The organism is Alloiococcus sp. CFN-8 (genome assembly GCF_049943125.1).
In the GTDB taxonomy this organism is placed as follows: Bacteria; Bacillota; Clostridia; order Clostridiales; family Clostridiaceae; genus JAEXZL01.
Genome location: NZ_CP188040.1, coordinates 283,202 through 308,678, shown reverse-complemented (window position 1 = coordinate 308,678; position 25,477 = coordinate 283,202). Strand labels below are relative to the sequence as shown.

Annotated in this window: 23 protein-coding genes; 21 read left to right on the top strand and 2 right to left on the bottom strand. The window is 35.4% G+C overall.

Features of this window, described 5'->3' with window-relative positions; genetic code table 11:
* The first annotated feature begins 75 nt into the window (after positions 1-75).
* The 13 genes from glmS (at position 76) to gtfA (ending at position 13,531) form a co-directional block, all read left to right on the top strand.
* Entirely contained in the window at positions 76-1,902 is a 1,827-nt protein-coding gene (gene glmS, locus ACPWSR_RS01515; protein ID WP_426349932.1) for a glutamine--fructose-6-phosphate transaminase (isomerizing), read from the top strand.
* Between the two features lie 12 nt (positions 1,903-1,914).
* The gene (locus tag ACPWSR_RS01510; protein WP_426349931.1) at positions 1,915-2,076 is read left to right on the top strand and encodes a hypothetical protein; all 162 of its coding nucleotides are present in this window, start codon (positions 1,915-1,917) and stop codon (positions 2,074-2,076) included.
* 317 nt (positions 2,077-2,393) lie between these two features.
* Positions 2,394-3,248 carry an alpha/beta fold hydrolase gene (locus ACPWSR_RS01505; RefSeq protein WP_426349930.1) on the top strand — a complete coding sequence of 285 codons (855 nt, stop codon included), beginning with the start codon at positions 2,394-2,396 and terminating at the stop codon, positions 3,246-3,248.
* 284 nt (positions 3,249-3,532) lie between these two features.
* A complete protein-coding gene (locus ACPWSR_RS01500; protein WP_426349929.1) occupies positions 3,533-3,955 on the top strand; it encodes a DUF3237 domain-containing protein in 423 nt (140 codons plus the stop codon).
* Between the two features lie 110 nt (positions 3,956-4,065).
* Positions 4,066-5,034, top strand: a complete 969-nt coding sequence (locus ACPWSR_RS01495; protein WP_426349928.1) for a LacI family DNA-binding transcriptional regulator — start codon at positions 4,066-4,068, stop codon at positions 5,032-5,034.
* A gap of 186 nt (positions 5,035-5,220) precedes the next feature.
* Positions 5,221-6,558 (top strand): ABC transporter substrate-binding protein, encoded by a 1,338-nt coding sequence (locus tag ACPWSR_RS01490; protein ID WP_426349927.1) that lies wholly within the window; start codon positions 5,221-5,223, stop codon positions 6,556-6,558.
* 88 nt (positions 6,559-6,646) lie between these two features.
* Entirely contained in the window at positions 6,647-7,528 is an 882-nt protein-coding gene (locus ACPWSR_RS01485; RefSeq protein ID WP_426349926.1) for a carbohydrate ABC transporter permease, read from the top strand.
* A complete protein-coding gene (locus ACPWSR_RS01480) occupies positions 7,528-8,352 on the top strand; it encodes a carbohydrate ABC transporter permease (RefSeq protein WP_426349925.1) in 825 nt (274 codons plus the stop codon). Before ACPWSR_RS01485 ends, ACPWSR_RS01480 begins: the two co-directional genes overlap by 1 nt.
* Positions 8,353-8,484: 132 nt before the next feature.
* Complete coding sequence (locus ACPWSR_RS01475) at positions 8,485-9,336, top strand: alpha/beta hydrolase (RefSeq protein WP_426349924.1); 852 nt, start codon at positions 8,485-8,487, stop codon at positions 9,334-9,336.
* Positions 9,337-9,355: 19 nt separating this feature from the next.
* Positions 9,356-10,147, top strand: coding sequence for an alpha/beta hydrolase (locus tag ACPWSR_RS01470; protein WP_426349923.1), 792 nt, complete (start codon positions 9,356-9,358; stop codon positions 10,145-10,147).
* Positions 10,148-10,160: 13 nt separating this feature from the next.
* Positions 10,161-10,997, top strand: coding sequence for a polysaccharide deacetylase family protein (locus ACPWSR_RS01465; protein WP_426349922.1), 837 nt, complete (start codon positions 10,161-10,163; stop codon positions 10,995-10,997).
* A 45-nt stretch (positions 10,998-11,042) separates the two neighbouring features.
* Positions 11,043-11,999, top strand: coding sequence for a carbohydrate kinase family protein (locus ACPWSR_RS01460; protein WP_426349921.1), 957 nt, complete (start codon positions 11,043-11,045; stop codon positions 11,997-11,999).
* A gap of 62 nt (positions 12,000-12,061) precedes the next feature.
* The gene (gtfA, locus tag ACPWSR_RS01455) at positions 12,062-13,531 is read left to right on the top strand and encodes a sucrose phosphorylase (RefSeq protein ID WP_426349920.1); all 1,470 of its coding nucleotides are present in this window, start codon (positions 12,062-12,064) and stop codon (positions 13,529-13,531) included.
* A gap of 72 nt (positions 13,532-13,603) precedes the next feature.
* Here the strand turns inward: gtfA and ACPWSR_RS01450 are convergent, their stop codons facing one another.
* A complete protein-coding gene (locus tag ACPWSR_RS01450; protein WP_426349919.1) occupies positions 13,604-14,464 on the bottom strand; it encodes an arginase family protein in 861 nt (286 codons plus the stop codon).
* 105 nt (positions 14,465-14,569) lie between these two features.
* On the opposite strand from ACPWSR_RS01450, the gene ACPWSR_RS01445 reads away from it, so the two are divergent.
* From ACPWSR_RS01445 to ACPWSR_RS01420, 6 genes are all read left to right on the top strand, one after another.
* On the top strand, positions 14,570-14,911 hold the full coding sequence (locus ACPWSR_RS01445) for a winged helix-turn-helix transcriptional regulator (RefSeq protein ID WP_426349918.1): 342 nt from the start codon (positions 14,570-14,572) through the stop codon (positions 14,909-14,911).
* A gap of 45 nt (positions 14,912-14,956) precedes the next feature.
* Positions 14,957-15,418, top strand: coding sequence for a GNAT family N-acetyltransferase (locus ACPWSR_RS01440; RefSeq protein ID WP_426349917.1), 462 nt, complete (start codon positions 14,957-14,959; stop codon positions 15,416-15,418).
* Positions 15,419-15,530: 112 nt separating this feature from the next.
* Positions 15,531-16,214: a response regulator transcription factor gene (locus ACPWSR_RS01435; protein ID WP_426349916.1), complete on the top strand. Its 684-nt coding sequence runs from the start codon at positions 15,531-15,533 to the stop codon at positions 16,212-16,214.
* Positions 16,214-17,572 (top strand): sensor histidine kinase, encoded by a 1,359-nt coding sequence (locus tag ACPWSR_RS01430; protein WP_426349915.1) that lies wholly within the window; start codon positions 16,214-16,216, stop codon positions 17,570-17,572. The genes ACPWSR_RS01435 and ACPWSR_RS01430 overlap by 1 nt, the downstream gene beginning before the upstream one ends.
* A 271-nt stretch (positions 17,573-17,843) precedes the next feature.
* Positions 17,844-19,610 carry an ABC transporter ATP-binding protein gene (locus tag ACPWSR_RS01425; RefSeq protein WP_426349914.1) on the top strand — a complete coding sequence of 589 codons (1,767 nt, stop codon included), beginning with the start codon at positions 17,844-17,846 and terminating at the stop codon, positions 19,608-19,610.
* 257 nt (positions 19,611-19,867) lie between these two features.
* Entirely contained in the window at positions 19,868-21,373 is a 1,506-nt protein-coding gene (locus tag ACPWSR_RS01420) for an ATP-binding cassette domain-containing protein (RefSeq protein ID WP_426349913.1), read from the top strand.
* Between the two features lie 126 nt (positions 21,374-21,499).
* On the opposite strand, the gene ACPWSR_RS01415 is transcribed toward ACPWSR_RS01420, so the two are convergent.
* A complete protein-coding gene (locus tag ACPWSR_RS01415) occupies positions 21,500-23,305 on the bottom strand; it encodes a sulfite exporter TauE/SafE family protein (RefSeq protein ID WP_426349912.1) in 1,806 nt (601 codons plus the stop codon).
* Between the two features lie 284 nt (positions 23,306-23,589).
* Between ACPWSR_RS01415 and ACPWSR_RS01410 the strand changes: the two genes are divergently transcribed.
* Both ACPWSR_RS01410 and ACPWSR_RS01405 read left to right on the top strand, forming a co-directional pair.
* Positions 23,590-23,781, top strand: coding sequence for a hypothetical protein (locus ACPWSR_RS01410; protein ID WP_426349911.1), 192 nt, complete (start codon positions 23,590-23,592; stop codon positions 23,779-23,781).
* A 150-nt stretch (positions 23,782-23,931) separates the two neighbouring features.
* The gene (locus ACPWSR_RS01405; protein WP_426349910.1) at positions 23,932-25,413 is read left to right on the top strand and encodes a methyl-accepting chemotaxis protein; all 1,482 of its coding nucleotides are present in this window, start codon (positions 23,932-23,934) and stop codon (positions 25,411-25,413) included.
* Positions 25,414-25,477: the final 64 nt, after the last annotated feature.

Sequence of the window (25,477 nt, the reverse complement as noted above, 5' to 3'; positions counted from 1 at the left end):
AAAAAGGGTTTTTGAGTCCTTATTTTTTTATGCCCTTTTTTAACTAAATTTATTGTGGAAGGAAGAAAATTAAATATGTGCGGAATTGTTGGATATTTTGGCTATAGAGATGCAGCACCTTTACTTATAGAGGGGCTTAGCAAATTGGAATACCGAGGCTATGACTCAGCAGGAGTAGCTGTCTTAAATGATAAAGGTATTGATGTCAGCAAATGCAAAGGAAGGCTAGCTAACCTAGAGGCAAGATTAGAGTCAAAGCCTATTGAGGGCCATATAGGAATAGGGCATACAAGATGGGCAACTCACGGAGAGCCTTCTGATGTGAACTCTCATCCACATTGTGACTGCGATATAACTATCAGTGTTGTTCACAATGGAATTATTGAGAACTATATGAAGCTCAGGGAGTGGCTAACTTCTAAGGGCTATGAATTCCTCTCTGAAACAGATACAGAGGTTATTCCAAATTTAATAGATTTCTATTATGAGGGGAATTTATTAGAAGCTGTGATGAAGTCAGTATCTATGATGGAAGGAAGCTATGCCATAGGTGTAGTTTGCTCAAAGGAGCCTGATAAGCTAGTTGCTGTAAGAAAGGATAGTCCTCTTATTGTTGGTTTAGGGGAGAAGGAGTCCTTTATAGCTTCTGATATACCTGCAGTGCTTAATCATACTAGGGACATTTATCTTTTAGAGGATAAGGAATTTGTAGTATTAAGCAGCCAGGGTGTTAATATTTTTGATGAACATGGAGAGGAGCTTCATAAGGAGATATACAAGGTAACCTGGAATGCTGATGCAGCAGAAAAGGGTGGTTATGAAGACTTTATGCTCAAGGAAATCCACGAGCAGCCAAAGGCAATAAAGGATACCATGACCTCAAGAGTTATTTCCAAAGAAGAGATAAGCCTCGATAAAATAACAATAACTAAAGAGTATTTAGATAATGTAGATAGAATTTATGTGGTAGCCTGCGGCACTGCCTATCATGCAGGGCTAGTAGGTAAATATGCCATTGAAAAGCTAGCTAAGCTTCAGGTTGAGGTGGATGTAGCTTCAGAATTTAGATATAGAGATCCTATAATCACCGATAGAACTCTTATCATTGTTGTAAGCCAGTCAGGAGAAACTGCCGACACCCTAGCAGTGCTTAGAGAAGGTAAGAAAAAAGGAGCTAGGGTACTGGCAATTACTAATGTAGTAGGTTCTTCTGTTTCTAGAGAGGCCCATGATGTTCTTTATACCTGGGCTGGTCCTGAAATAGCTGTTGCTTCAACTAAGGCTTATGTAACACAGCTTATTGCCTTTTATATAGTTGCCTTAAGATTTGCAGAGCTTAAGAATACTATTTCCCAAGAAGAGCTAGAATTATTAAAGGAAGAGCTGTATAGATTACCTGCTTTAGCTCAAGAAACTCTAAAGCATCAGGATGTACTTCAAAGATTTGCCTATAACACCTATACTGAGAAGGATATGTATTTCTTAGGAAGAGGAATGGACTATGCTGTTTCCTTAGAAGGATCCTTAAAGCTGAAGGAAATTTCCTATATTCATTCCGATGCTTATGCCGGAGGAGAACTAAAGCATGGACCTATTGCCCTCATTGAAAAGGGAACAGTGGTTATTGCTCTGGTAACTCAAAATACCCTCTTAGATAAAATGGTAAGCAACATTAAAGAGGTTGTAACAAGGGGAGCTAAGGTAATGGCTATAACCCTTGAGGGCAACGACGACATTGAAAAGACTGCCGACTCAGTTTTATACCTGCCCAAAATTCACGAGCTTTTAACTCCTGTACTAGCGGTTATCCCTCTACAGCTTTTAGCCTATTATATGGCTAAGCAAAAGGGCTGCGATGTGGATAAACCAAGAAACCTTGCTAAGTCAGTTACAGTTGAATAGGAGGACCTCAATATGAAGGAAAAGCTATTAAGACTAAAAAAAGAGTATGAGGACATGGAGCACTGCCTGGTTAAAGCCTTAGATCTTGTTGATAACAAGGAGTACGGTGAAGGAAAGCTAGAAATTGTAAGGATGATATTGAAGGATATAGATGAATTATTGAAGGCTGAATAAGGCTGCAGAATGTAGCTTTATTAAAGGCTTAGATGCTCTAATAGGATTGTGGGGTTCTTGAAGAGTAAGTAGAATTTAATAATGAATAAGGGTTAAGTTATATCACCTCTCTGGATGGTTCTGGAGGGGTGATTTTATTATCCCAGAATTACAAGACTATATATTATTCTCTAACATAAACATACATGTTGGTTTATAAAAAATTAACAAATCTATTATTGACAATATTTGGTCATAAGCATAAGATTAACTAAAAATTACATTTTACGCAACTAAATTTTATAAAATATAATATATTAATGATGGAGGTATTTCTAATGAGCAAAATTACAGTTGGAAATGAAAATGATGCACCTATTGAGCTTCATTACGAGGATGTAGGCTCTGGAAAGCCTGTGGTATTAATCCATGGTTGGCCACTCAGCGGAAGGTCTTGGGAAAAACAAGTTCCTGCACTGGTGGAAGCCGGTTACAGAGTCATTACATACGATAGACGTGGATTCGGACAATCATCCCAGCCTTGGAATGGTTACGAGTATGATACCTTTGCTGCTGATCTGCACAAACTGATTACTCATCTTGATCTTCATGAGGTGACGTTGGTTGGATTCTCTATGGGTGGCGGTGAGGTCGCTCGCTATATTGGTACTTACGGAACCGAACGTGTATCAAAGGCAGTGTTGGCAGGAGCAGTCCCTCCATATCTTTATAAGTCTACAGATAATCCCCATGGAGGATTTGATGATGAGGCAATTAAAGGGTTACTGGATGGAGTTAAGGAGGACCGAATTTCTTTTCTCGATACCTTTACGACTAACTTTTTCACCTCCGGGGAAAGAACTGATTTAGTAAGTGAGGAATTCCGATTATACAATCGTGACATTGCGGCCTTCGCATCGCCAAAGGGCACGCTTGACTGCATCACAGCGTTTAGTAAAACAGATTTCCGAGGTGATTTAGATAAGTTCAAATTGCCGACACTTATTCTTCATGGTGATGCGGATGCAATCGTTCCGCTAGAAATCAGTGGAAAGAGGGCTCATGAGCATATTCGTAACAGCCAGCTTGTAGTGATTAAAGATGGTCCCCATGGATTTAATGTAACGCACTCCGAGGAGTTCAACGGAGAACTTATTAAATTCTTGAATACTACAGAATCAGATTCTATATAACTGCTATTCTTGGTTGATGAAGTTACTCTAATAGAAGTAACGTTCTGAAAGAGTAAGTATGATATAGTAATGAATAATGTGTAAGTTATAATCACCTCTCTGGACGGGTTCGGAGGGGTGAGTCTATTCTAATATAATTAACGAGATTTAGCTAAGACAAGCTATAATATATAATGTAGAAAGCTATTGGTAAGATGAATTTTTCTATCAGATTATATTATTAATAATAAAAGGATTTATTATTTTATAATATCAATAAGATATTTAAAGGAGTGGTATAGCTAATGCAATTAGAAGCGGACTTAGTATTAGAATTAAATGTAGAGATTGGAGAGGTTCAGGAGGTTGGTGAAACCCCTAAGGGTTTTTTGAGACTTATTCCTATTACCGGTGGAAGTTTTTCAGGAGAAAATATAAAGGGAAAGGTTATGTCAGGTGGCTATGATTGGAATACGACTATAAAAGATATTCTGACTCATGTCCTTGCAAAATATGCCTTGCAAACCGATGATGGAGTATATATTTCTGTTGAAAATGAAGGGTATTTAGATTCTAGAGCTTCAGAAGCTGTGATTAAAACCACTCCAAGGTTTCTTGTGTCTGAGGGAAAATATCATTGGCTTCAGAGTGGAGTTTTTGTTGGAAGCTTAGAAGCAGGAAAAGGAAAAACTCCTGGAGTTTGTATCAAAATTTATAAAATGAAGTAGTTGTATAATAAAAGTGATGAAAAAACTGAAACAGTAATTTCCAAACTATAGAAAAAATTATAAAGTCATGATATAATTTTGTTGAATTTTGAAAAGAAAAGGGTATTATAATGACAAATATAAAAGATGTTGCTAAGGAAGCTGGGCTTGCAGTAGGAACAGTATCGAGAGTTTTAAATAATAGAGGCTATATAAGTGAATCCACTAGAAAGAAAGTATATGATGCTATGGAACGGCTTAATTATAAGCCTAATGAAATAGCTAGATCCTTGTATAGGAAAAGGTCTAATATTTTGGGGGTTATAGTTCCAAGTGTATCTCATCCATTTTTTGCTGAATTAACTGGATATATTGAGTTTTATGCGTACCAAGCAGGGTATAAGGTTATGATATGTAATTCTTATGCAGATAGAACTAAAGAAAAAGACTATATAGAACTTATTAATAGAAATCAGGTGGATGGTTTTATAGCAACTATATATACAAAGGATTCAGAGGAATATATAAATTCTAGCTTGCCATTAGTTACTATAGATAGAAGCTTTGATGGAATACCATATATTACATCAGATCACTATGATGGAGGAGTTCAGGCTACTAAGTTTTTGATAGAAAAGGGCTGTAAAAAAATTGCCCACATAAGCGGTGAACTAGGTATAGCAACCATAGCCAATAATAGAAGTAAGGCCTTTTATGACGTGGTTTCCCAGAGTGATATTGAATATGTAGTTAAGGAAGCAAAGCTTGCAACCTTCGAAGAATATAAGAAGTCTGCCGTTAAGCTATTTCAGGAGCACCCAGATATAGATGGAGTTTTTGCCAGCAGTGATATCATAGCTGCATCCTTAATACATGTGGCTGGTTTATATAACAGGCTGGTACCAAAGGATTTGAAAATCGTTGGCTATGATGACATTGATATGGCAGCAATGACTGTTCCTCCACTGACATCAATAAAACAGAACATAGAAAAAATCGCTGAATTGGCGGTGAATGTTTTGCTAGATAAAATTGAGGGAAGAAATGTAGCAATTGCTAATGTTCTTCCTATAGATCTAATTGAAAGAAAGACTACATAAACTACATTTTTTCGTTGATATTTTTATGAATAACCCCGCTAGCTTTAGCTGGGTTATTTTATTATATTTTGTGTTAATAAAAAGACAAGAGGAAACGTATACTTTTTTATGTTAATCGGTTGACATATACGTTTACACTTGATAATATGGTTATGTAAACATTTAAAATATTAAGGGGGGTCTAGTGTGAAAAGAACTAGAGCACTAATTTTATCAACCTGTGCAATGCTTGCAATTTCATTATTTGCAGGCTGCGGAAATGGAAAGGCAGATTCAAATGGTGAGGGTAACTCATCAGGAGATGGTAATAAGCAAGTAAAGCTTACTTTCTTTAATACCTCAGCAGAAGTAAATAATCAATTTGAAGAGTTATTTGAGGTTTATCACAAGGTTAATCCAGATGTGACCATTGAGCTTATTCCAACACCAATAGGTGGACAGCAGATTGAAAAGTTTCAATCCTTAATCGCTTCAAAAAATCCACCTACTATTTCTAATCTTGATCCTGGACATATTTATATATATAAAGATATGTTTTTAGACTTAGAGTCAGAAAAAGCATGGTTTGAAGAAGAAGCACAACCTGGATCAATTGAATCAGCTTTATTAGATGGAAAGTTCTTAGGTATACCTTATACAGTTCAGGGCTATGGCCTTCAATATAATAAGAGAGCCTTAGAGGAAGCTATAGGAGGAACCTTTGATCCATCCACTATAAAAACTCAGGATGATTTAGAAGAACTATTCAAGAAGATAGAAGCTTCAGGTAAAGCACCTGTGCTGATTCATGGTGCTAACTGGTCTGTAGGAGCTCACTTCTTAGGCTTAAACTATGCACTTCAATCAACAGATGTAGAAGAGAATCGTAAATTTGTACAAGCTTTGAAGGATGGGGAAGTAGATCTATCCAGCAATGCCGTATTTAATGGGCTTTTAGATACCTTCGATATATTAAAGGAGTATAACATCAGAGAAAAAGATCCTCTTGTTGCCGATTTTGCAAAGGATGCTCAAGATTTTGCCACTGGTGAAGTGCCTTTCTTCTTTATGGGTGACTGGCTCTGGTCTACAATAGGAAACCTAGAGGGAATAGATGATGAGTACGGATTTATACCTGTTCCAATTAGCAATAATGAAGAGGATTATGGAAATACTCAGGTTGTTGTTACTCAACCAAAATTATTGGCTATTGATAATTCAGGCTCTACTCCTGAACAACAGAAAGCTGCAATGGAATTTATAAAATGGATGCTGACCAGCGATGAAGGACATAATGCTTTAGTTAGTGAAATGGGCTTTAATGTACCATATAAGAGTGTAGAGGTTGAATCTACAAACGTACCTTCTAAGGCTATAGCACAATATATTAGTGAAGGTAAAACAATAGATTTAGCAATATTCAACTACCTTCCTGCTGATTATTGGGTAAAGACAGGTGATTCCATGCTTAAATATTTAGCTGGTAAAATAGATCGTCAGGAATTAACTAAAGAAGTAGAGGATTACTGGAAGTCAGTTAAATAAAATAAAAGAAATATTTTGCTATAAGCAATAGGCAAAAGGTTCAGCCTTTGCCTATTGTTTTTAGTAAGGCTTAAAAGGATGTGAGACCATGAAAAACAAGAAAAAATTAAAGGATATAGGAACATTTTTAATTTTTGGAGCGCCAGCAATATTTGCTTTCACTGCTGTAATATTGGTGCCACTAATTTTTGGATTATATCTAACCTTTACCAATTGGAGCATTCAGGTTGGTAATCATTCATTCGTTGCTTTCGATAACTACAAAGAAGTTTTTAGAGACAAGACCTTTTTATCACAATTATGGTTTACATTAAAATACGTCTTTTTTACAGTTATCTTCTCCAATGTTGGTGCATTTTTTTTAGGGCTTGCGTTAACTAAAAATATAAAAGGACAAAACTTTTTAAGAACAGGCTTCTTTACACCTAATCTTATAGGCGGACTTATACTTGGGTATCTATGGCAATTTCTATTTTCAAGGGTTATGCCTTTCTTAGGAAGTGAATTTGGCTGGGAGTTATTTCAAACCTCATGGCTAACGGATACAAATAAGGCTTTTTGGGCTTTAGTTATTGTTAATTCATGGCAGCTAATGGGTTATCTCATGATTGTATATATCGCTGGATTTATGAGTGTACCTTCCGATGTTTTGGAAGCAGCGGATATCGATGGCGCTAGTAAGTTTAGAAAAGTTATAAATATCATTCTTCCTCTTTCAATTCAGGGGATTGTAGTATGTTTATTCCTTTCTATTTCTAGATCATTCTTAACCTATGATCTCAATTTAGCATTAACAAACGGTGGCCCTTATGGATCTACAGAGCTAGCTTCATATCACATAGTTCAGAAGGCATTCCTTTCTAATAATTATGGGGTTGGACAGGCAGAAGCAGTAGTATTATTCCTCATTGTAGCAGCTATTGCTTTAACACAGTCATATTTGATGAAGAGAATGGAGGTAGAGGCATAATGAGAGGTGAAAAGCTGTTTAGATATATTAAGACTTTAATTTTAGTTACTTTACTAATAATATTTTTGGCACCTTTTTTAGTAATTATTATGAATACATTCAAAAGTACACAACAGTTTGTAGAAAATCCAATTTCTCTGCCTACTAGCTTCAATTTTGATAACTATATAAAGGCCTTCAGTGACATGAAATTCGCTACAGGCTTTATAAATTCTGTGATTATAACAGTATTTGGAGTGTTCATAATTGTATTTTTCTCTTCTATGACGGCATATTTATTTGCTCGATTTAATTGGAAAATAAATAAGATTTTATTCTTTATTATGGTTGCTTCCATGACTGTTCCTTTTCAGGTAATAATGATTCCTCTTGTTACAATTTATGGAGGCTTTGGAGTTTTAGATTCTAAACTAACTCTACTCTTTATGTATTTGGGCTGTGGAGCTCCTTTTGCTGTATTTACCTTTCATGGCTTTATTAAGGGTGTACCCATAGCTTTAGAGGAAGCGGCTACTATCGATGGCTGTTCAAGATTAAGAGTATTTTTTCAAATAGTACTTCCACTGCTGAAGCCAGTAATGTCTACAGTAATTGTATTAGATGTTCTATGGATATGGAATGATTATCTTCTTCCGAGCTTAGTTTTACAATCACCGGAGCTAAGAACACTACCTCTTTCTACCTATAACTTTTTCTCCTCCTATACAGTAGACTATTCACCTTTGATGTCTGGATTAGTAATGACGATAATTCCTGTTTTGATTCTTTACTTGTTCTTACAAAAGTATATAGTCAAGGGTATATCTGAAGGTGCTATAAAGTAATGAGAGAAAAATGGCTTCTAATAATTTGATAAGTAGGTGATTTCATTGAGCTATGAAAATAAAGTATTACCGGAGCTTTTAAATATATTACAGAATCAGCCTCAGGTCGATGTTATAAGGGATTTGGAGGCTATGAGAAAAATTCAAGTCCCTACCATGGAAAGGTCTGAGAATGTAATCACTAGTAGGAGGTATATTGAGGGACAAGAATCAGAGCTCTTGGTGAAAATATACGAGCCTAAGGATAGAACAAAACCAAAATTGCCTGTTGTTCTATGGATACATGGTGGAGGTTATGTCCTTGGTCATCCTGATGGAGATGATTCTTTATGTGAAAGAATAGTTATTAAGGCCGATGCTGTGGTGGTTTCTGTTAATTATCGACTTGCGCCTGAGCATCCATATCCTGCAGCTATAAATGATTGTTACTCAGCTTTAAAGTGGGTGGTAAATGAATCTGAAGAGTTAGGGATTGATGTAAATAAAATAGCAATAGCAGGGGCTAGTGCTGGAGGTGGGCTCACAGCTGCTCTTGCCTTATTAGCTAGAGATAAGGGGGAGATTAATATAGCCTTTCAGATGCCCCTATACCCTATGATAGATGATAGGAATACAACAGCTTCAAGCTATGAGATAAATGAAGAGAACATGCCTAGGGCTTGGAATCGAGAAAATAATATAGCCGCCTGGAAAATGTATCTAGGTGAAAATGCTTCTAAAGAGGTCTCACCCTATGCTGCCCCTGCTCGTGCTATGGAGCTCTCAGGATTACCACCTACCTACACCTGTGTAGGGGATTTAGATCCATTTAGAGATGAAACTATTGATTATGTTAAAAGGCTTGCTAGTGCTGGGGTTCCTGTGGAATTTCATTTGTATCCAGGCTGCTATCATGGCTTTGATGCCATTTTTAATAATGTAGAAATAAGTAAAAGGGCAAACAATGAATATATAGATGCATTAGCTCGGGCCCTAAATAATTAAATGTATGAGGTAAACTAATATGGCTTTTTTACAGATAAATTATTATTCAAATACACTAAAGAAACTTGTTTCCTTCAATGCCTTGATGCCAATAGATGCTGTAGAAGTAACAGGACAGGCAGCAGAGCCTAAGGAACAAATGAAAGCACTATATTTATTACATGGTTACTCAGGCAATTATCAAGACTGGGTTTCTGGAAGCAATATTCAAGAGCTATCCTTAAAGCATAATCTTGCGGTATTTATGCCTTCTGGAGAAAATAGTTTCTATTTAGATGATGAGGATAAAGGAGAGCTCTTTGGGGAGTTTATTGGCCGAGAATTGGTAGAATGTACACGAAAGCTATTCTCCTTATCCCATAGAAGAGAAGATACCTTCATTGGTGGTTTATCCATGGGAGGGTATGGGGCTATCCGTAATGGACTTAAGTATAATGATACCTTTGGAGGTGTTATTGCACTATCCTCAGCGCTTATAATCAAAGAAATTTCAGGGATAGCTGAAGATCATAAGGATGCAATAGCTGATTATAAGTATTATAGAAGAGTTTTTGGGAATTTAAGTGATCTGCTAGGAAGTGATAAGGATCCAGAGGCGATTACAATGAAATTAATAAAAGAAGGTAAAGAACTACCTAAAATATATATGGCTTGTGGCACAGAGGACTTTTTATTAGATAAAAACCGTGACTATCATAATTTCTTGTTAGCTAATGATGTGGAGCATACTTATGTTGAAGGTCCTGGTGATCATAATTGGAGCTTTTGGAATGAGTATATAGATAAAGGAATAGACTGGATATATAAGTAGGAGATGAGGGTTAATGATGACTAAAATACTTAAGCTTTTTCCAGGTGCAAATAAAAAGGCTTTTACCTTAAGCTATGATGATGGAGTTACACAAGATAGGAAGCTATTAGAAATCTTTAATAGATATAATCTAAAGGCAACCTTTAATCTTAATTCAGGAATTCAAGGGGAAGAAGGTTCTTTCACTATAAATGATATTTATATTAAGAGATTGGATAAAGAAGAAATTGCTTCCTTGTATAAGGGGCATGAAATAGCCATCCATGGATTGACTCACCTATCCTTCCCTGATATTCCTAAAGAGCTTCTAGTGAGAGAGGTTCTGGAGGATAAAAAGAATCATGAAGAGCTCCTTGGGCATCCCGTAAGAGGATTGGCTTATCCCTACGGTACTTATAACGAAGAGGTTTTTAAGGTGCTTAATAGCTTGGGGGTAGCCTATGGAAGAACAGTGAATAACCACAAAAGCTTCAGATTGCCTACCAATTGGCTAGAGTGGAATCCAACTGCCCATCATAATGACCCTGATTTAATGAAGCTAGCTAAGACTTTTGTTGAGGGAAATCCACCTGGATTACAGCTATTCTACCTATGGGGCCATAGCTATGAATTTGATTTAGATAATAATTGGAATGTTATAGAAGACTTCTGTGAATATATAAGCAATAAAAAAGATATATGGTACGCAACTAATATGGAGATAAGGGATTATATTGAGGCTTTAGATCGATTACAGTTTTCTGCTGAGCTCACATCAGTATATAACCCATCAGCTATTTCTATCTGGTTAGAAGTAAGCGGAAATGAGATGGAAATAAAGCCAGGAGAAATTAAGAGCTTACAGCAATAAGATAGAATAGCCTTGAATTACACTGAGAAGAGAGGCTGATATATTATGATATTATTTGATAAAGAAATATGCTTTCAAGAAAGAAAAAATGATGTATTAGCTGTTGGAGAGCTTTTAATAGATATGATAGCTACTGAGTATGGCGATGACTTCCAGTGTAGTACCTATAAAAAGTTTTTTGGAGGCTCTCCAGCGAATATAGCTATGAATGTAAAGAAGCTGGGGGTAAATTCCCTAATAGCTTCAGCCGTTGGAGATGATGGCTTAGGGAGGTATTTAACTAAGCATATACAAGAGGCAGGGTTAGACACCAGCCTCATTGATAAGGTTGATTTTTCAACCAGCATGGTTATGGTTACTAAAAGTAAAAATAGCCCTACCCCAATATTTTATAGGGGAGCTGATTATAATTTAGGTTTTACCTCTCATCTTGAAGAGGCTGTAGCGAATTCTAAGATAGTTCACTTTTCCTGTTGGCCATTATCAAGAAATCCTGTTCGTAATACCATCGAGAAGGTAATAGAGGCTGCAAAAAAATATGGCTCGCTCCTATGCTTTGATCCCAATTACCATCCTATGATTTGGGAAAAAGGTGAAGCTGGTATTGATTATGTTAAGTCTATAATAGGGAAGGTTCATATAGTTAAGCCCTCAGAAGACGATGCAGAAAGATTGTTTGGCAAGGATGAACCTGAAAAGCAAATTAATAAATTTTTAGACCTCGGTGCAAAGCTAGTAGTAATGACCTTAGGCAAGGATGGTGCTATAGCCTCCAATGGTATTGAAACAATTAAATTTAATACCATGGCAACGGAGATTGTAGATACTACAGGAGCTGGAGATGCCTTCTGGTCAGGTTTTTATGCAGCAGTTGTTAAGGGACATACCATTAAGGAGGCATTGGACCTAGGCTTTGCTGTAAGTGCATATAAGCTCAAGTATTTGGGAGCTATTGTGGAACTACCGGACCTTGAAGTGATAAAAGAAATGTATGGCTTCTAATATAAGAGATAAGAAAAAGTAAATGGAATTGATGCAGCTACAAGTAAAGGAGAGATTGTTACATGGCAGTAAAAAATAAGGTACAGCTGATAACCTATCCAGACTCTATGGGTGGAGATTTAAAAACACTGAATAAGGTTTTGACACAGCATTTTTTGGATACCTTTAGTGGTGGAATTCACATTCTCCCTCCCTTCCCATCCTCAGGGGATAGAGGCTTTGCGCCACTGACATATTTTGAGATAGAGCCTTCCTTTGGTAACTGGGAGGATATAAAGGCTATAGGAGAAAACTTTGATGTACTTTTGGATTTGATGGTAAACCATATTTCAAGAAGGTCAGAATACTTTCAGGACTTTTTGAAGAAGGGTAGAGAGTCAGAATATGCTGACCTTTTTATTACCTTAGATAAGATATGGAAGGATGGGAAGCCTGTTCAACAAGATATTGATAAGATGTTTTTAAGAAGAAAGCTTCCATATTCAACCTTCAACATAGAGAAAACTGGTGAGACAGAAAAACTATGGACTACCTTTGGAAAGACCGATCCTTCAGAGCAGATTGATCTGGATGTAAGGTCCCAAAAGGTAAAGGAACTCTTAAAAGATATTTTTATGAATTTCAGCAAGAATAATGTTAGTATAGTGAGATTGGACGCTGTAGGCTATGTTATTAAGAAGCTTGGTACTAGCTGTTTCTTCGTAGAGCCGGAAATTTATGATTTCCTTGATTGGATAATGGAGCTGGCAAACTCTGCAGGTATTGAATTATTACCGGAAGTGCACTCTCATTATTCCATTCAATACAAGCTTGCAGACCACGGCTTCTGGATTTATGATTTCATACTTCCATATACTATCCTTGATACATTGATAAATAAATCTAGCAAAAGACTTTCTGAGTATCTAAAGAATAGACCAGCAAAGCAATTTACCATGCTTGATTGTCATGATGGTGTTCCAGTGAAGCCTGATATGGATGGATTAATAGATACTAAGGATGCTAGAAGGCTTGTTGATATTTGTTTAGAAAGAGGAGCAAATCTAAGCTTAATTCTTTCAGATGAGCATAAATCAGAGGATGGCTTTGACGTTCATCAAATTAGAGGAACCTATTATTCTCTTCTTGACTGTGATGATGATGCTTATTTAGCAGCTAGATCCATTCAATTCTTTACCCCAGGGATACCTCAGGTATATTATGTAGGACTGTTAGCCGGGGAGAATGATATGGAGGCCGTAAAGGCCACCGGTGAAGGAAGAGAAATAAACAGGCACAATTACAGTGTGGAAGAGATTGAGGAAGCTCTTGATAAAGAAGTAGTTCAGAGACTCATTAAGCTCATGAAATTCAGGAATGAATATGATGCCTTCAATGGAGAATTTACCGTGGAGGAATGTCCTGAGGATGAATTAAGAATCAGCTGGAAAAAGGATGATAGCCACTGCAGTCTTCATATTGATTTAAAAACAAATAAGACTGAAATTGAATATTTAAAAGATAATGGTGAAGTTGTGAAATATTTAGTTTGATGATTAGAATTAAGGAAAAATCACCCCTCTGGATGGATTAGAGGGGTGATTTTTTTATTGTGAAGTATAAATTTATTTATTTAAAATAGGTATCTCTCCCAGGAGATTCTTAAGGTTAATTGAATCCCACGGCATATGCTCTGTTATACCTAAGCCAACTACATCTGTTTCTTCAGATAGTTCTTTTAATAGCTTCAGTAGCTGAGGTATTTGCATTATTCCCGCAGCAGAAAAATCATAAGGCTTTTCAGGATTGGCGAATAATATAGAGCGAAATGCTTTTGGGTCTAGAACATCTAAATCAAGGTGAATAGCAAGATGCTTAATGTCACTATCTTTAATCCACTCCTTTATAGATTTAGTGCTATTCTTTAGCTCATTAGTTCCAGCTGTTTTAATACCGAGTCTTTGAATGATTTCTGAATCTTGTTCTGTAGGTGAATCTAATCCAGCTATAAAAACATTCTTAGCCTTTAAAGGGATTTTTACATAATTAGTGAAATCCTCATCACCTTCTCCCAAAAGATTCCCTAGTGGTAATGTATGTCCATAATCGTACCCAACGATTCTGACTAGATCACTGTGAGCATCGATCCAAATTAAACCTAATTCTCCATCATATCGTTCGTTTAGGTAAGCAAATGGTGCTTGCTCAACTAAGCAGTCACCACCAAACATTACAATACGGTCTGGCTGATGAGCATTAATGATATTATTGGCAGACTCTAATTGTTCTAGTAGCTGTTTTCTTCCATATATACCATTCTCATTTTCCAGGAGAGTTCCATCGTAAGCTTGAACTGGTATGTTGATAAGTGGTTGGTCATTATTCGGAGCCAGCCAAGCAAGCAACTCAGCTCCGAAAGAGTAGTTGGGATTATTTCCTCCTTGCCATTGTGGCATTAAAAGACGAATCGTACCATATTTTTTCATATTTGTAGCTCCTTTACTTTAAAGTAAGGTTATTATATACTGGATAAAAATAAAAAAACAGTACGCACTTTAATGATAGGTACTGTCAGAAAGGATAGTATAGATATGAGTATGGTTGAATATAAAGGTAAAGTTAAAAATATCGAGGATACCCCTTTTGGTTATACACTCTCAGTTATTGGGGGTAAATGGAAAATGGTTATCATTTACCTTCTAGCAGAAAATCAACCTGTTCGTTTTAATGATTTGAAAAGACAAATTGGAGTCATTACTTACAAAATGTTAAGTTCACAACTAAAAGAATTGGAAGTGGATGGCTTGGTGAAACGTAAAGAGTATCCTCAAATTCCTCCTAAAGTCGAGTACAGTCTCACGGATAAAGGGGAAACATTAATACCCGTTTTGGAAAAGTTATGTGAGTGGGGGGCAGACAACCAGAGTAATTGATTTTTTTCGAAATTTATTACAGTAATAAAATCAGGAGGTAGTACTGTGGACAAAGATTCTATTACAACTATTCCATATGATACTAAATATGCTGAACAAACAGTGGAAATGTGGCGTAATAGCAAGGAAAGGGCAATTGGTCAGAAGGAGATTCATAGCAAAGAAAGTCATATTTATTTCTTAAATCATATATTACCTGAGGGGTTTCAAATAGAACTAGCATTAATAGGACAAAGAGTAGTTGGAATCATTGCATATAATGAAGAGGAAATAAACCAGCTTTATGTGCATATAGATTATCAAGGCAAGGGTATTGGGACAGTATTATTAAATAAGGCCAAGGCTCAGGCGAAGGATAAATTAAGGCTGTATACCTTTGAAGTAAATAAAAAGGCACAGAGATTTTATGAGAAAAATGGATTTAAGATAATAGGGAGAGGTCATGAAAATGAAGAGAAGCTTCCGGACATTTTATATCAGTGGAATTCAAAAATAAATAATGGTTAAGTTAATATCACCACTCTGGAAAATTTCCGAGAGGTGCTTTTGTTATTCTTCATAATATCTTTAAAAGTTACCTGTATAATGGTTGATAGCATAATTAGAGGAGAGAAAATACATGAAAAGCATTTTGCTTATAGAGGATGAGGAAAGGGTTTCTGAGGTCATAAGAGCATATCTGGAGAGGGAAGGCTTTAGGGTGTTTTCTGCTCATAAGGGGGTAGAAGGCCTTGAGATATTTAAGGAGAATAATATTAAGCTGGTTATTCTTGATTTGATGCTTCCAGATATAGCTGGGGAAGAGGTTTGCAGAAGAATTAGAGAAGCTTCAGAGGTGTATATTTTTATGCTTACGGCTAAGGGAAGCTTAGAGGATAAGATACAGGGCTTGAATGTAGGAGCTGACGAGTATTTAGTGAAGCCCTTCAGCCCTAGAGAGCTTGTTGCTAGGGTGAAAGCTCTATTTAGGCGTCTGGAAAAAGAGGAGACAAGCTTGCTGATCTTTAATAATGGGGAGTTAATCATCGATTATGAAAATAGAACGGTAAAGCTTAAGGGAAAGGCTATAGCTTTTACTCCCAATGAGCTGGATATTCTATATACCTTGGCCTCAAACAAAGGTAGGGTTCTGTCGCGAGAGCAGCTTATTACTAAGGTGTTTAATTTAGATTTCGATGGCTATGATAGAACTATAGATGTACACATTAAAAATATAAGAAAAAAGATAGAGGGAGACAGCAGAAATCCTAAATATATTTTAACTGTCACTAAGGCTGGCTATAAGTTTGGTGGTGACTCCTGATGCAAAATATAAGAAAAAGGTTAAGTATTTTATTTGCTGCCTCATCCATTGGTGCAATTCTCCTTATAACCCTCTTTGTAAATATAACCATCAATAATAAATTTGATGAATATATGAAGCACATTCAGAATAGAAGATATGAAAGGATAACGGACTATTTTCAAGAACTATATAAGCTTGAGGGAAGCTTTAAGGCTTCTTCGGGGAGAGAGCTTATTCATGAAGCTCATATGAGTAATTACTGTCTTACCCTCTATGATGAAAATAAAAATATCATCTGGGGAATGGATCCATCTTCATTAAGCCTTGATGATATGGGGAGTGATAGAGGAGTATATACTACTAAGACCTACGATATTCTTGTGGAGGAGAAGACTGTGGGGTATGTTGAGATTGGGCAGTATTCCTCAGTACTTTTAACGGAGGAGGACGAAAGCTTTAAAGCTGCCATCAACAGCAGTATAATCCTCAGTGGTCTAATGACCCTAGTTATTGTAATAGGAATAAGCATTTACTTTTCAAGACAGTTTTCTGCACCTATTAAGGAAGCTGTAAATATGTCCGTAAATCTTTCTAAAGGAAACTTTAATCAAAGCTCCAAGATAAAAAGTAATATAGAAGAGCTAGAGAGTTTAATAAACAGCACCAATCTTCTGGCAGAAAAGCTTAAATACCAGGAGGAGCTCAGAAGGAGATTGGTTACGGATATATTTCATGAAATAAGAACCCCTTTAAATGTTCTGCAGAATAACTTAGAAGCAATGATTGACGGTATATATCCAATTAGTGAGGAAAGGCTTAGCTATCTAAATGATGAGGTTATTCGCTTTGGAAAGCTTTTAAATAACCTAAATACCCTCAAGGAGTTTGAAGAGGAAAGTATAAAGCTTGATTTTCAAGAATTAAAGCTGGATGAGCTGGTAGCAGAGGTTTGTAGAGATTATTATCCCCTTGCTAGAGATAAAGAAATAGAGCTCAGTTGGTACATAGCACCTAATAGTGATTACACAGTATTAGGGGACAAGGATAAATTAAAGCAGGTATTTATTAATCTTTTATCTAATGGAATTAAGTTTTCCTCATCCGGATCTATTATTGATATAAAGATTTTTTCTGAGGAAAAAGAAATAGTAGTAGAGGTTAAGGATAAGGGGATAGGTATAGCTAAGGAGGATATTCCATTTATCTTTGAGAGACTATATAGAGTAGATAAGAGCAGACAAGAAATAGAAGGCAGCGGCATAGGCTTATCCATTGTAAAAAGCATATTAGAGCTTCATTTTTTCAAAATAGAAGTAAATAGTGAGATGGATCAAGGTACAATATTTACAATTCATATACCGAGAATAAGTCCTTAGGTTTTATATTAATGGAGCTACCAGATACAATAATTCTTATTCAAAATTTGTAATAAAGACATTTAATAATGAAACGTTAGCAGGTCTGTATAAACAGATTTTGCTAACGTTTTTTAATATAGTTGTGGATATTTATTGATTTGGAAAAATATTTTTTATCAAAAATAAAAAATGCTTGTTGGAAATATAACACTGTGTTAACATTATTTTACAGAATATTAATAATAATTTAATTTTTGCTGCTATTACTATTATTTATGGGGGTGGGGAGATGAAACAATTTGCTAGTAATTTTGCTGCATTTATGAAAACCGCATGGAAGATTGAAAAAAAATATTTTCTCTATTTATTTTTAAGTTTTATAGGGACAAGCACCTTTAGTTATTGCATAATACAACTTCCAAAGATTGTATTGGATATGATTGATTTATTAGAAATTGATATTCAAAAACTAATAATACTTTTTTCTGTATTATTAATTTCTGCATTTTTATCCTCCTTTAGTAAAGTTCTTTATAGCCCAATCGGACTTACAATACGCTATCATTATTTACTTAAAATATCAGAGCAGTACATTTCAATACCCTTTGAAGAATACGATAATCCTAAAAACCAAAGTAATGTTTGGCAAATTATGCGTCCTGTTAATTCCATTGATGGTATACAGGCTTTTTACACAAACATAGCTCAGCTATTTGGAAATTTAGGTGTATTGTTTGTAGCTATAGGAATCATATTTAGGATAGAGCTTGGGATATCTATGATGATACTGGCATGGTTTTTTATATATACCGTTCTTTCAATAAAAGCTGCCAATAAAGTTGATGATGAGTGGAATAAGGCGATTACTCTTAATAGAGAACAATGGTATTTGGATGATATAGCAGTGGATGTGGCCTATGGAAAAGAAATTCGTGTATTTCAGCTGCAGAACTGGCTTCAAAATAAGCTATCAGTTCTCAATGATAAGCTAAATAAGCTATTTAGAAAAAATGAAACAACCCTCATGATTCCAGGTATTCTTGATGATGTTTATCAGTTTATTCGTGATAGTTTAATTTATATATTCCTAATTACAATGTATTTCCGTAAGGATATAGGCATAGGTGAATTTGCTTCATATAGTCTAATGATTTCTCAGTTAAATAGAGCTTTGTTCACCGGAGCCGATAATATAAAACAGATATTATCCAAACATGATAATTATAAGAGGATGTTAGAATTCATAGACATTCCAAAACAATGCAATGAAGGAATTCCTATCGATGGAAGTAGCTCATGGAGTATCAGCTTTGAGGATGTATCCTTTAAATACCCCAATAGTGAAAAATGGATATATAAAAACTTGGATTTCACCATCAAAAAAGGAAGTAAAATAGCAATTGTAGGGTTAAACGGTGTGGGGAAGACAACACTGTTAAAACTGCTCCTAAGATTGTATAAGCCTACAGAAGGGAAGATAACCTTAAATGGCATTGATATTAACGAATATAAATTGAATGATTATTTTCAGCTCTTTGCACCAGTATTTCAAGAAATTAATATATTTCCCTTTACTATACGTGATAACATGACATTCGGTAGTGATATTGACGATGAGACATTGCTGCAAGCAATAAAAGATGCTGGACTTGAAGAGGATAGATTTGAAAAAGCTAAGCTAGATTCCACTTATATGACCCGTTATTTACATCAAGATGGGTTGAATTTATCTGGTGGACAAGCTCAGAAGTTTGCTACTGCCAGAGCCTTTGCTTCAAAGCGTTCAGTTTATATATTAGATGAGCCTACAAGTGCCCTGGATGCAGTTGCCGAATATGAGTTTTATCATCAGGTGGAGACTAATATGAGGGAACAAACGGTTTTATTTGTATCCCATAGATTGGCCAGTACGCAGTTTTGTGATGAAATTTTATTGATTGAGGATGAAACTATATCAGAAAAAGGATCACATAGGGAGCTTCTTGAGAAGGATGGGAGATATGCAGAATTATTTAAAATGCAGGCAAAATACTATCAGAAAGAGGAAGCCCTATGAGAGAAAAATATAAAACACTAAAATTCTTCTTAATGTTAATAAAAGAATTTCAACCAAAGCTCTATATAATTCAGGGAATTAATTCAATTTTCATGACGATAGATATTTTATTGGCTATGTATATACCATCAATTATAATATCTATGGTTTCAAATAATTATTCCTATAATCAATTAATCATCTATATTATGTGTATTTTAGTTTTGCTTTTAGCCCTAAGGATATTGAAAAAATTATTGAATCGGAATGTTTTTCTTATGGAATCAAAATTTTCTCAATTACTCTTAAAAGATATCAGTAAAAAAATAATGGAGGTGCCATTCTCTCAAATAGAGGATTCTGAATTTATTTCAAAAAAGGAAGAAGCATTATTTCCAATAACTACGCTAGGTTCTGTTGATAGAATATTTAGAGCAATTCCTAATTTGTTTCATTCAACAATATTATTGGTAAGTGTTTTATCAATACTTCTTATATACGAACCGTTACTTATGGTGGTATCAATTATACTTGCAGTTTTAGGTTTTAGCTTGAGTAGGGTAATGATCAGAAATGAGGCGAAACTGGCACAAAACAATGCAAGGAATAACAGTGAATATGTATATTACTTAAGGACAATGCGAAACCCAGAAATAGCAAAAGATGTTAGAATATATAAAGCACAACCTTTCTTTGTTGAAAAACTAAGTAAGCTCTATGATTATATTGTTAAAGCCTCAAAGGTACTTTATCAGTCTCGAGAGTATAGGGCTCTTATAAATCAAATATTATCTGTATTTTTGATGATTTTTATATATAGTTATTTAATAGTTAGGGTTACTTCAGCATCAATTAGTAGTGCAATATTTATACTATTAATTAATGCAGCTGTTAATTTTAACGATCAGATAAATGTTTTTTTATCAGAGCTATTATTGTTAAATCAGCAATTGATATATCTCAGACCTCTTGTTGAATTTTATGATATGCTTAAGGGGCAAAGATATTCAGGAAATCTATTTCTTGATAAGGAAATTAAATCTGTTGAGTTTAGAAATGTGTATTTTAGATATCCAAAAACGGAGGAGGATGTACTCAAGGGGTGCAGCTTCAAACTGGAGAATTGTAAGAATCTCTCTATAGTTGGTCGTAATGGAAGTGGCAAAACAACTATTATTAAACTCCTTTCGCGGCTATATGAACCCCAATCTGGAGAAATTTTAGTCAATGGAGTTAATATAAATAAATATGAAGAAAAGTCCTATTTAAAACAGCTTTCTATAATATTTCAGGATTTTAAAACCTTCCATTATTCACTGAGAGAAAATATAGTTTTCGATAGTGAGTTTAATGAAGCCAGGTTTGAATGTGCCATAGAACAGTCAGAGCTTTCAAAGGAACTGCATAAATTCCCCAAGGGCATAGATACAAAGCTATCTGATGAGGATGAAGATGATAGTGCCATTAGCCTTTCAAAGGGTCAAGAACAAAAGCTAGTTATTGGCCGTAGTATCTATGGGGATGGTTCATTATTGATATTAGATGAACCAACTGCATCCCTAGATCCTATAGCAGAGGAACAGGTCTATCAGCATTTTAGATCCATAACGGAGAATAAATTGGCTATTTTTATCTCCCATAGACTTTCCAGCTGTCGCTTTAGTGATACAATTATTTACTTGGAGGATGGAAGGGTCAGTGAGGTTGGTAGCCATGGTGAACTGATGAATCTCAATAGGGAATATGCTTCATTATTTAATCTTCAAGCTAGTAAATATCAATGATTAATAAATAGCAATGATTCATTGATATGTCTAAGTGGATTAACGATTTCTTAGCCATATAAATTGTGTTTTTGTAGATAAAAAAGAGAGAGACTCTAAAATACTTAAGGGTCTCTCTCTTCTACATTAATCTATATATTTATATCTGATTTCATCTAAATCTGCTGCCTCTAAGCTGTCTACTATTTCAATTACACCTATGAGGGCAGAATCCTTAATTATCAAGTAGCCACCTGCTTTTAGGGATGGCAGCTGCAGCTCCTTAATATTCAGATCTCCCTGGAAGGTATAAACTACTTCTCCTGTTACACTATCTATTATAGTAAATTCTCCAGTACCAAATTTCGAGCCCTGTAGGTCCATGGTAACTTTAGTAGGAGCGCTGCTTTCTGATACTAATATCAAAGGCTTCAAATCATAACCTATAGCCTGGAAGCTTCCAATAAACTCATTTTGTGATAAGGCGGCTTTGTTAACTATTACCTCAGTAGGTATTATTGATATATCATTGCCGTAAATGCTTGTATTATCCTCTATAGGAGCCTCTCCGCTAGAAGGTATGGCACAGCATGAGTCTCTCGTTGAACCACCTACAGAGGGGTCTGCAACTAATTCCTCACTACCTAAATCATCTACTACCTTAATTACTCCACGGATCATGCCCATCCAGCAGCTATAATTGATGTCTTTATCCCCAGGGGTGAACTCTACAATATTATCCCCCTTTTCTAGCCTAAGTTGTAGCTCTATGGAATTAGCAACTATAGCATTGTTGCAGGAGTTCAGTTCTTTGCCTTCTATTATCCATTTAACAGGAATTCCTTTCTGTACATAAACGGTGCTAGGACTGTAGCCTCTGTTGTCTGCAGTGACACGGATAGTTTGAACTCCATTTTCAATGATTGCCTTTGCTACATTTTCATCTACATTATCGCTATTGCTGCCGGGCATTAGCTCCTGAGCTATTGCGGTGAGTGGATTGATATTGATACCTGCTAAAGCAAAGCCTCTGTTTCCCATTATAAGGCCTAATACTATAACTAAAACGCCGCTGACCTTAAGTATTTTTTTAGTATAGCCCTTACTGAGAAAGCTTGATAGGGCACCAAAGACCAGCATAAGAGGCACTGTACCTAAGGCGAAGATAAACATTGATAGGGCTCCCTGGACAGCACTTCCTGTACCTAAGGCAAAAAGCTGCATAGTCTGAAGAGGGCCACAGGGCATAAAGCCATTGAGGAGGCCTACTATAAAGGGTGATTTACCATTGTCTTTTTCCTTGCAGGAGCTTTTAGGAAGCTTTAGATTAATTCCTCTGAAGAGCTTAAAGCCTGCTAGATTAAAGCCCATTATAATCATAAAGAAACCAGCTAATATTTGAATCCCTGCCTGAGCCATGATAGAAAGTGAAAACACTGAGCCTACAGCACCGATAACACTTCCAAGGAGGGTATAAGCAATTACACGACCTGCATTATATAAGATAGAAGGCTTCAGGGCCTCTTTATTATTCTTGCTACCTATGGTCAAGCTTTGTGACAGCATGATACCTCCACACATTCCCACACAATGGATAGAGGTAAATAACCCTATAATAAATAAAACTCCGTAGGAAGCGTTTTGCAGCATTCCATTCATATCAATTCCCCTTGCCTGAAGGTTAAGAAGGAGTATTACCGCCAGTATTAACAATATTCCTATAAACCTATAATCCTTAGGAGCTTCTAAAGAGTAGCCAGCTTTTTTTATTGCATCTTTAATTTCTGCTAGGCTACATTCACCATCATTATACTCTACAGAAACCTGCTCCTTTTTATAGCTTGCTTTAGAGTTAGATACTCCCTTAAGTTTTTTTATAGACCTTTCAACGGCATTTTCACAAGAACCACAGGTCATTTCATAGACCTTCACTGTCTGTTTTTTTACACTCATCATATTACCTCCGTCTTTAAACTAATCCCCGAAATTTAAAAGCATCATAATCTCATTAGCTAAACACTTAGCACTTTAATTAATTTTGTTCATTATTTCCAAATTATACAAAATAGTTATGTGGATATTATGAAGATAAGACACTGATATGATGTTTACCTTTGTATATTTAAAGAAAGTGTAATCCATGTACTTTAAGCTTTAAGGGCCTGTTATTTGTAATAAATCACCATTTGCTGTATAATAATTATATGAAATAAGAATATCTTATGAGGAGGATACCTATGAAAAGTATAAAAATTCAAGGTGGCTATATCCCTGTTAAGCTGGATAATATCCATGAACATCTACAGGCAATAAATCAAGGCAAGGGAGTAACAAAAGCTAAAAAAGGAAAGGGTTCCTATAATAGAAAAGAGAAGCATAAAAACAGGAGGTATGATAGTAATGATACCTCCTGTTTTTATGCTTTTTAATAGCAAAATAGATTATTTGAATAAATGATAGAATTGTTAAAAAATTATCTTTTTCCTGTTAAGTAGCTGAGTGCAAGTACGATAATTAAATTACTGCCTTAAGATAACAAAAATATTAGCTTTATAGTAATTAGAGAGTGAGGGCTTAAAATGGAAGAGACAGGAAGAGATTACTTTAATAAGGCCAATAAGGTAAATTTAATATTAACTATACTATTAGTAATACTGATAGGGGGACAGATTTTATTATTAAAAGGAATATGGGAAGATATAGAGTCTCTTATAGCTATGATTGCAATTATAGCTTTAGTTGTTGCTAATTATTTCTTGCCAATAAATAAAAGGATTAAGGCGTTCTTGTTTGCCTTTATACCAGCTCTAGCTATGATGCTTCTATTATATATATATGCTTATTCCTTAACGAGGCATTATGTCCTTCTGGCAACAGTATTTATGATAGCCTTATATTCTGATAAAAAGCTTATTGTGGCTCATGGAATTACCTTGAATTTTATGTACATACTACTTTATTTAATTAATCCAATTAAATTATTAAACCTTACAAATCCTTTTACCTTTGTATCTATATTAGCAGTATTAGATGGGATATTAGTGCTAATTTATCTTTTATCAGTATGGAATAGTGAGCTCTTCGGTGAAGTTAGGAGCAAGGAAGAGGAAGCAACCAGTCTACTAAATAAAATGAAGGATATTTTTCTGGAAGTTGAAAAAGAAGCCTTGGGTTTAAATAGCACTATTTCATCAACCTACAATAATATGCAAGTATTATCTCAAGGAAGTGATAGTATTAATGAAGCTATGAATGAAATGGCTTCTGCAGTACAGACTGAGTCTTCCAGTATTAATGAAATAAATGAGGGTATGATTATTTCTCTTCAAAGGGTCAGGGAATCGGAGAAAATATCTCAAGGGATAGCGGAGATGTCTGCCACTATGACTAAGAAAGCTGAAGAAGGATCAGAGAAGATTTATGATGTTAAGGCTCAGATGGGTATAATTAATGAAGCGGTAAATGCTGCTTCCACCACAGTTAATGAGCTGCAGGATTCCATGGAGCAGGTTAATGAACTTCTTCAGGGTATAAAGGATATTGCCTCTCAGACAAATTTATTAGCCCTAAATGCGTCTATAGAATCCGCAAGAGCTGGAGAACAGGGGAAGGGATTTGCCGTGGTTGCAGAAGAGGTAAGAAAGCTTGCAGAGCAGAGTGAGGGAATTGTGAACAATATTAATTTCGTTACCAATAATATTTTCGAAAAGTCCAGGGAAGTTTCTTATAAGGTAAACAATGGTGAGAAGGCTGCAAAGGAAGGACAAAGATATATAGAGGATATAGTGGAAACCTTTAAGGATATCAAAGAGGGGATTATTACCACAGACATGGAGATAAATAAAGGAATGAAAGAAATCAGTGCCGTTGCAGAGCATTTTATAGGATCACAGCAGCAAATAGAAAGCATGGTGAGTATTTCAGAAGAAAACTCTGCTTCTATTGAGGAGGTAATGGCCACCATTGAAAATCAAAATAATCAACTCATGGATATAAATAATAATGTAAAGGTGATAAATTCTTTAAGTCACAAGCTTAAGGCCTTAACAGAAATAGACTAAATAGCAAAAAGCAGTCATACAAATACAGTATGACTGCTTTTACTTTTTATATGTGCTATGCTAA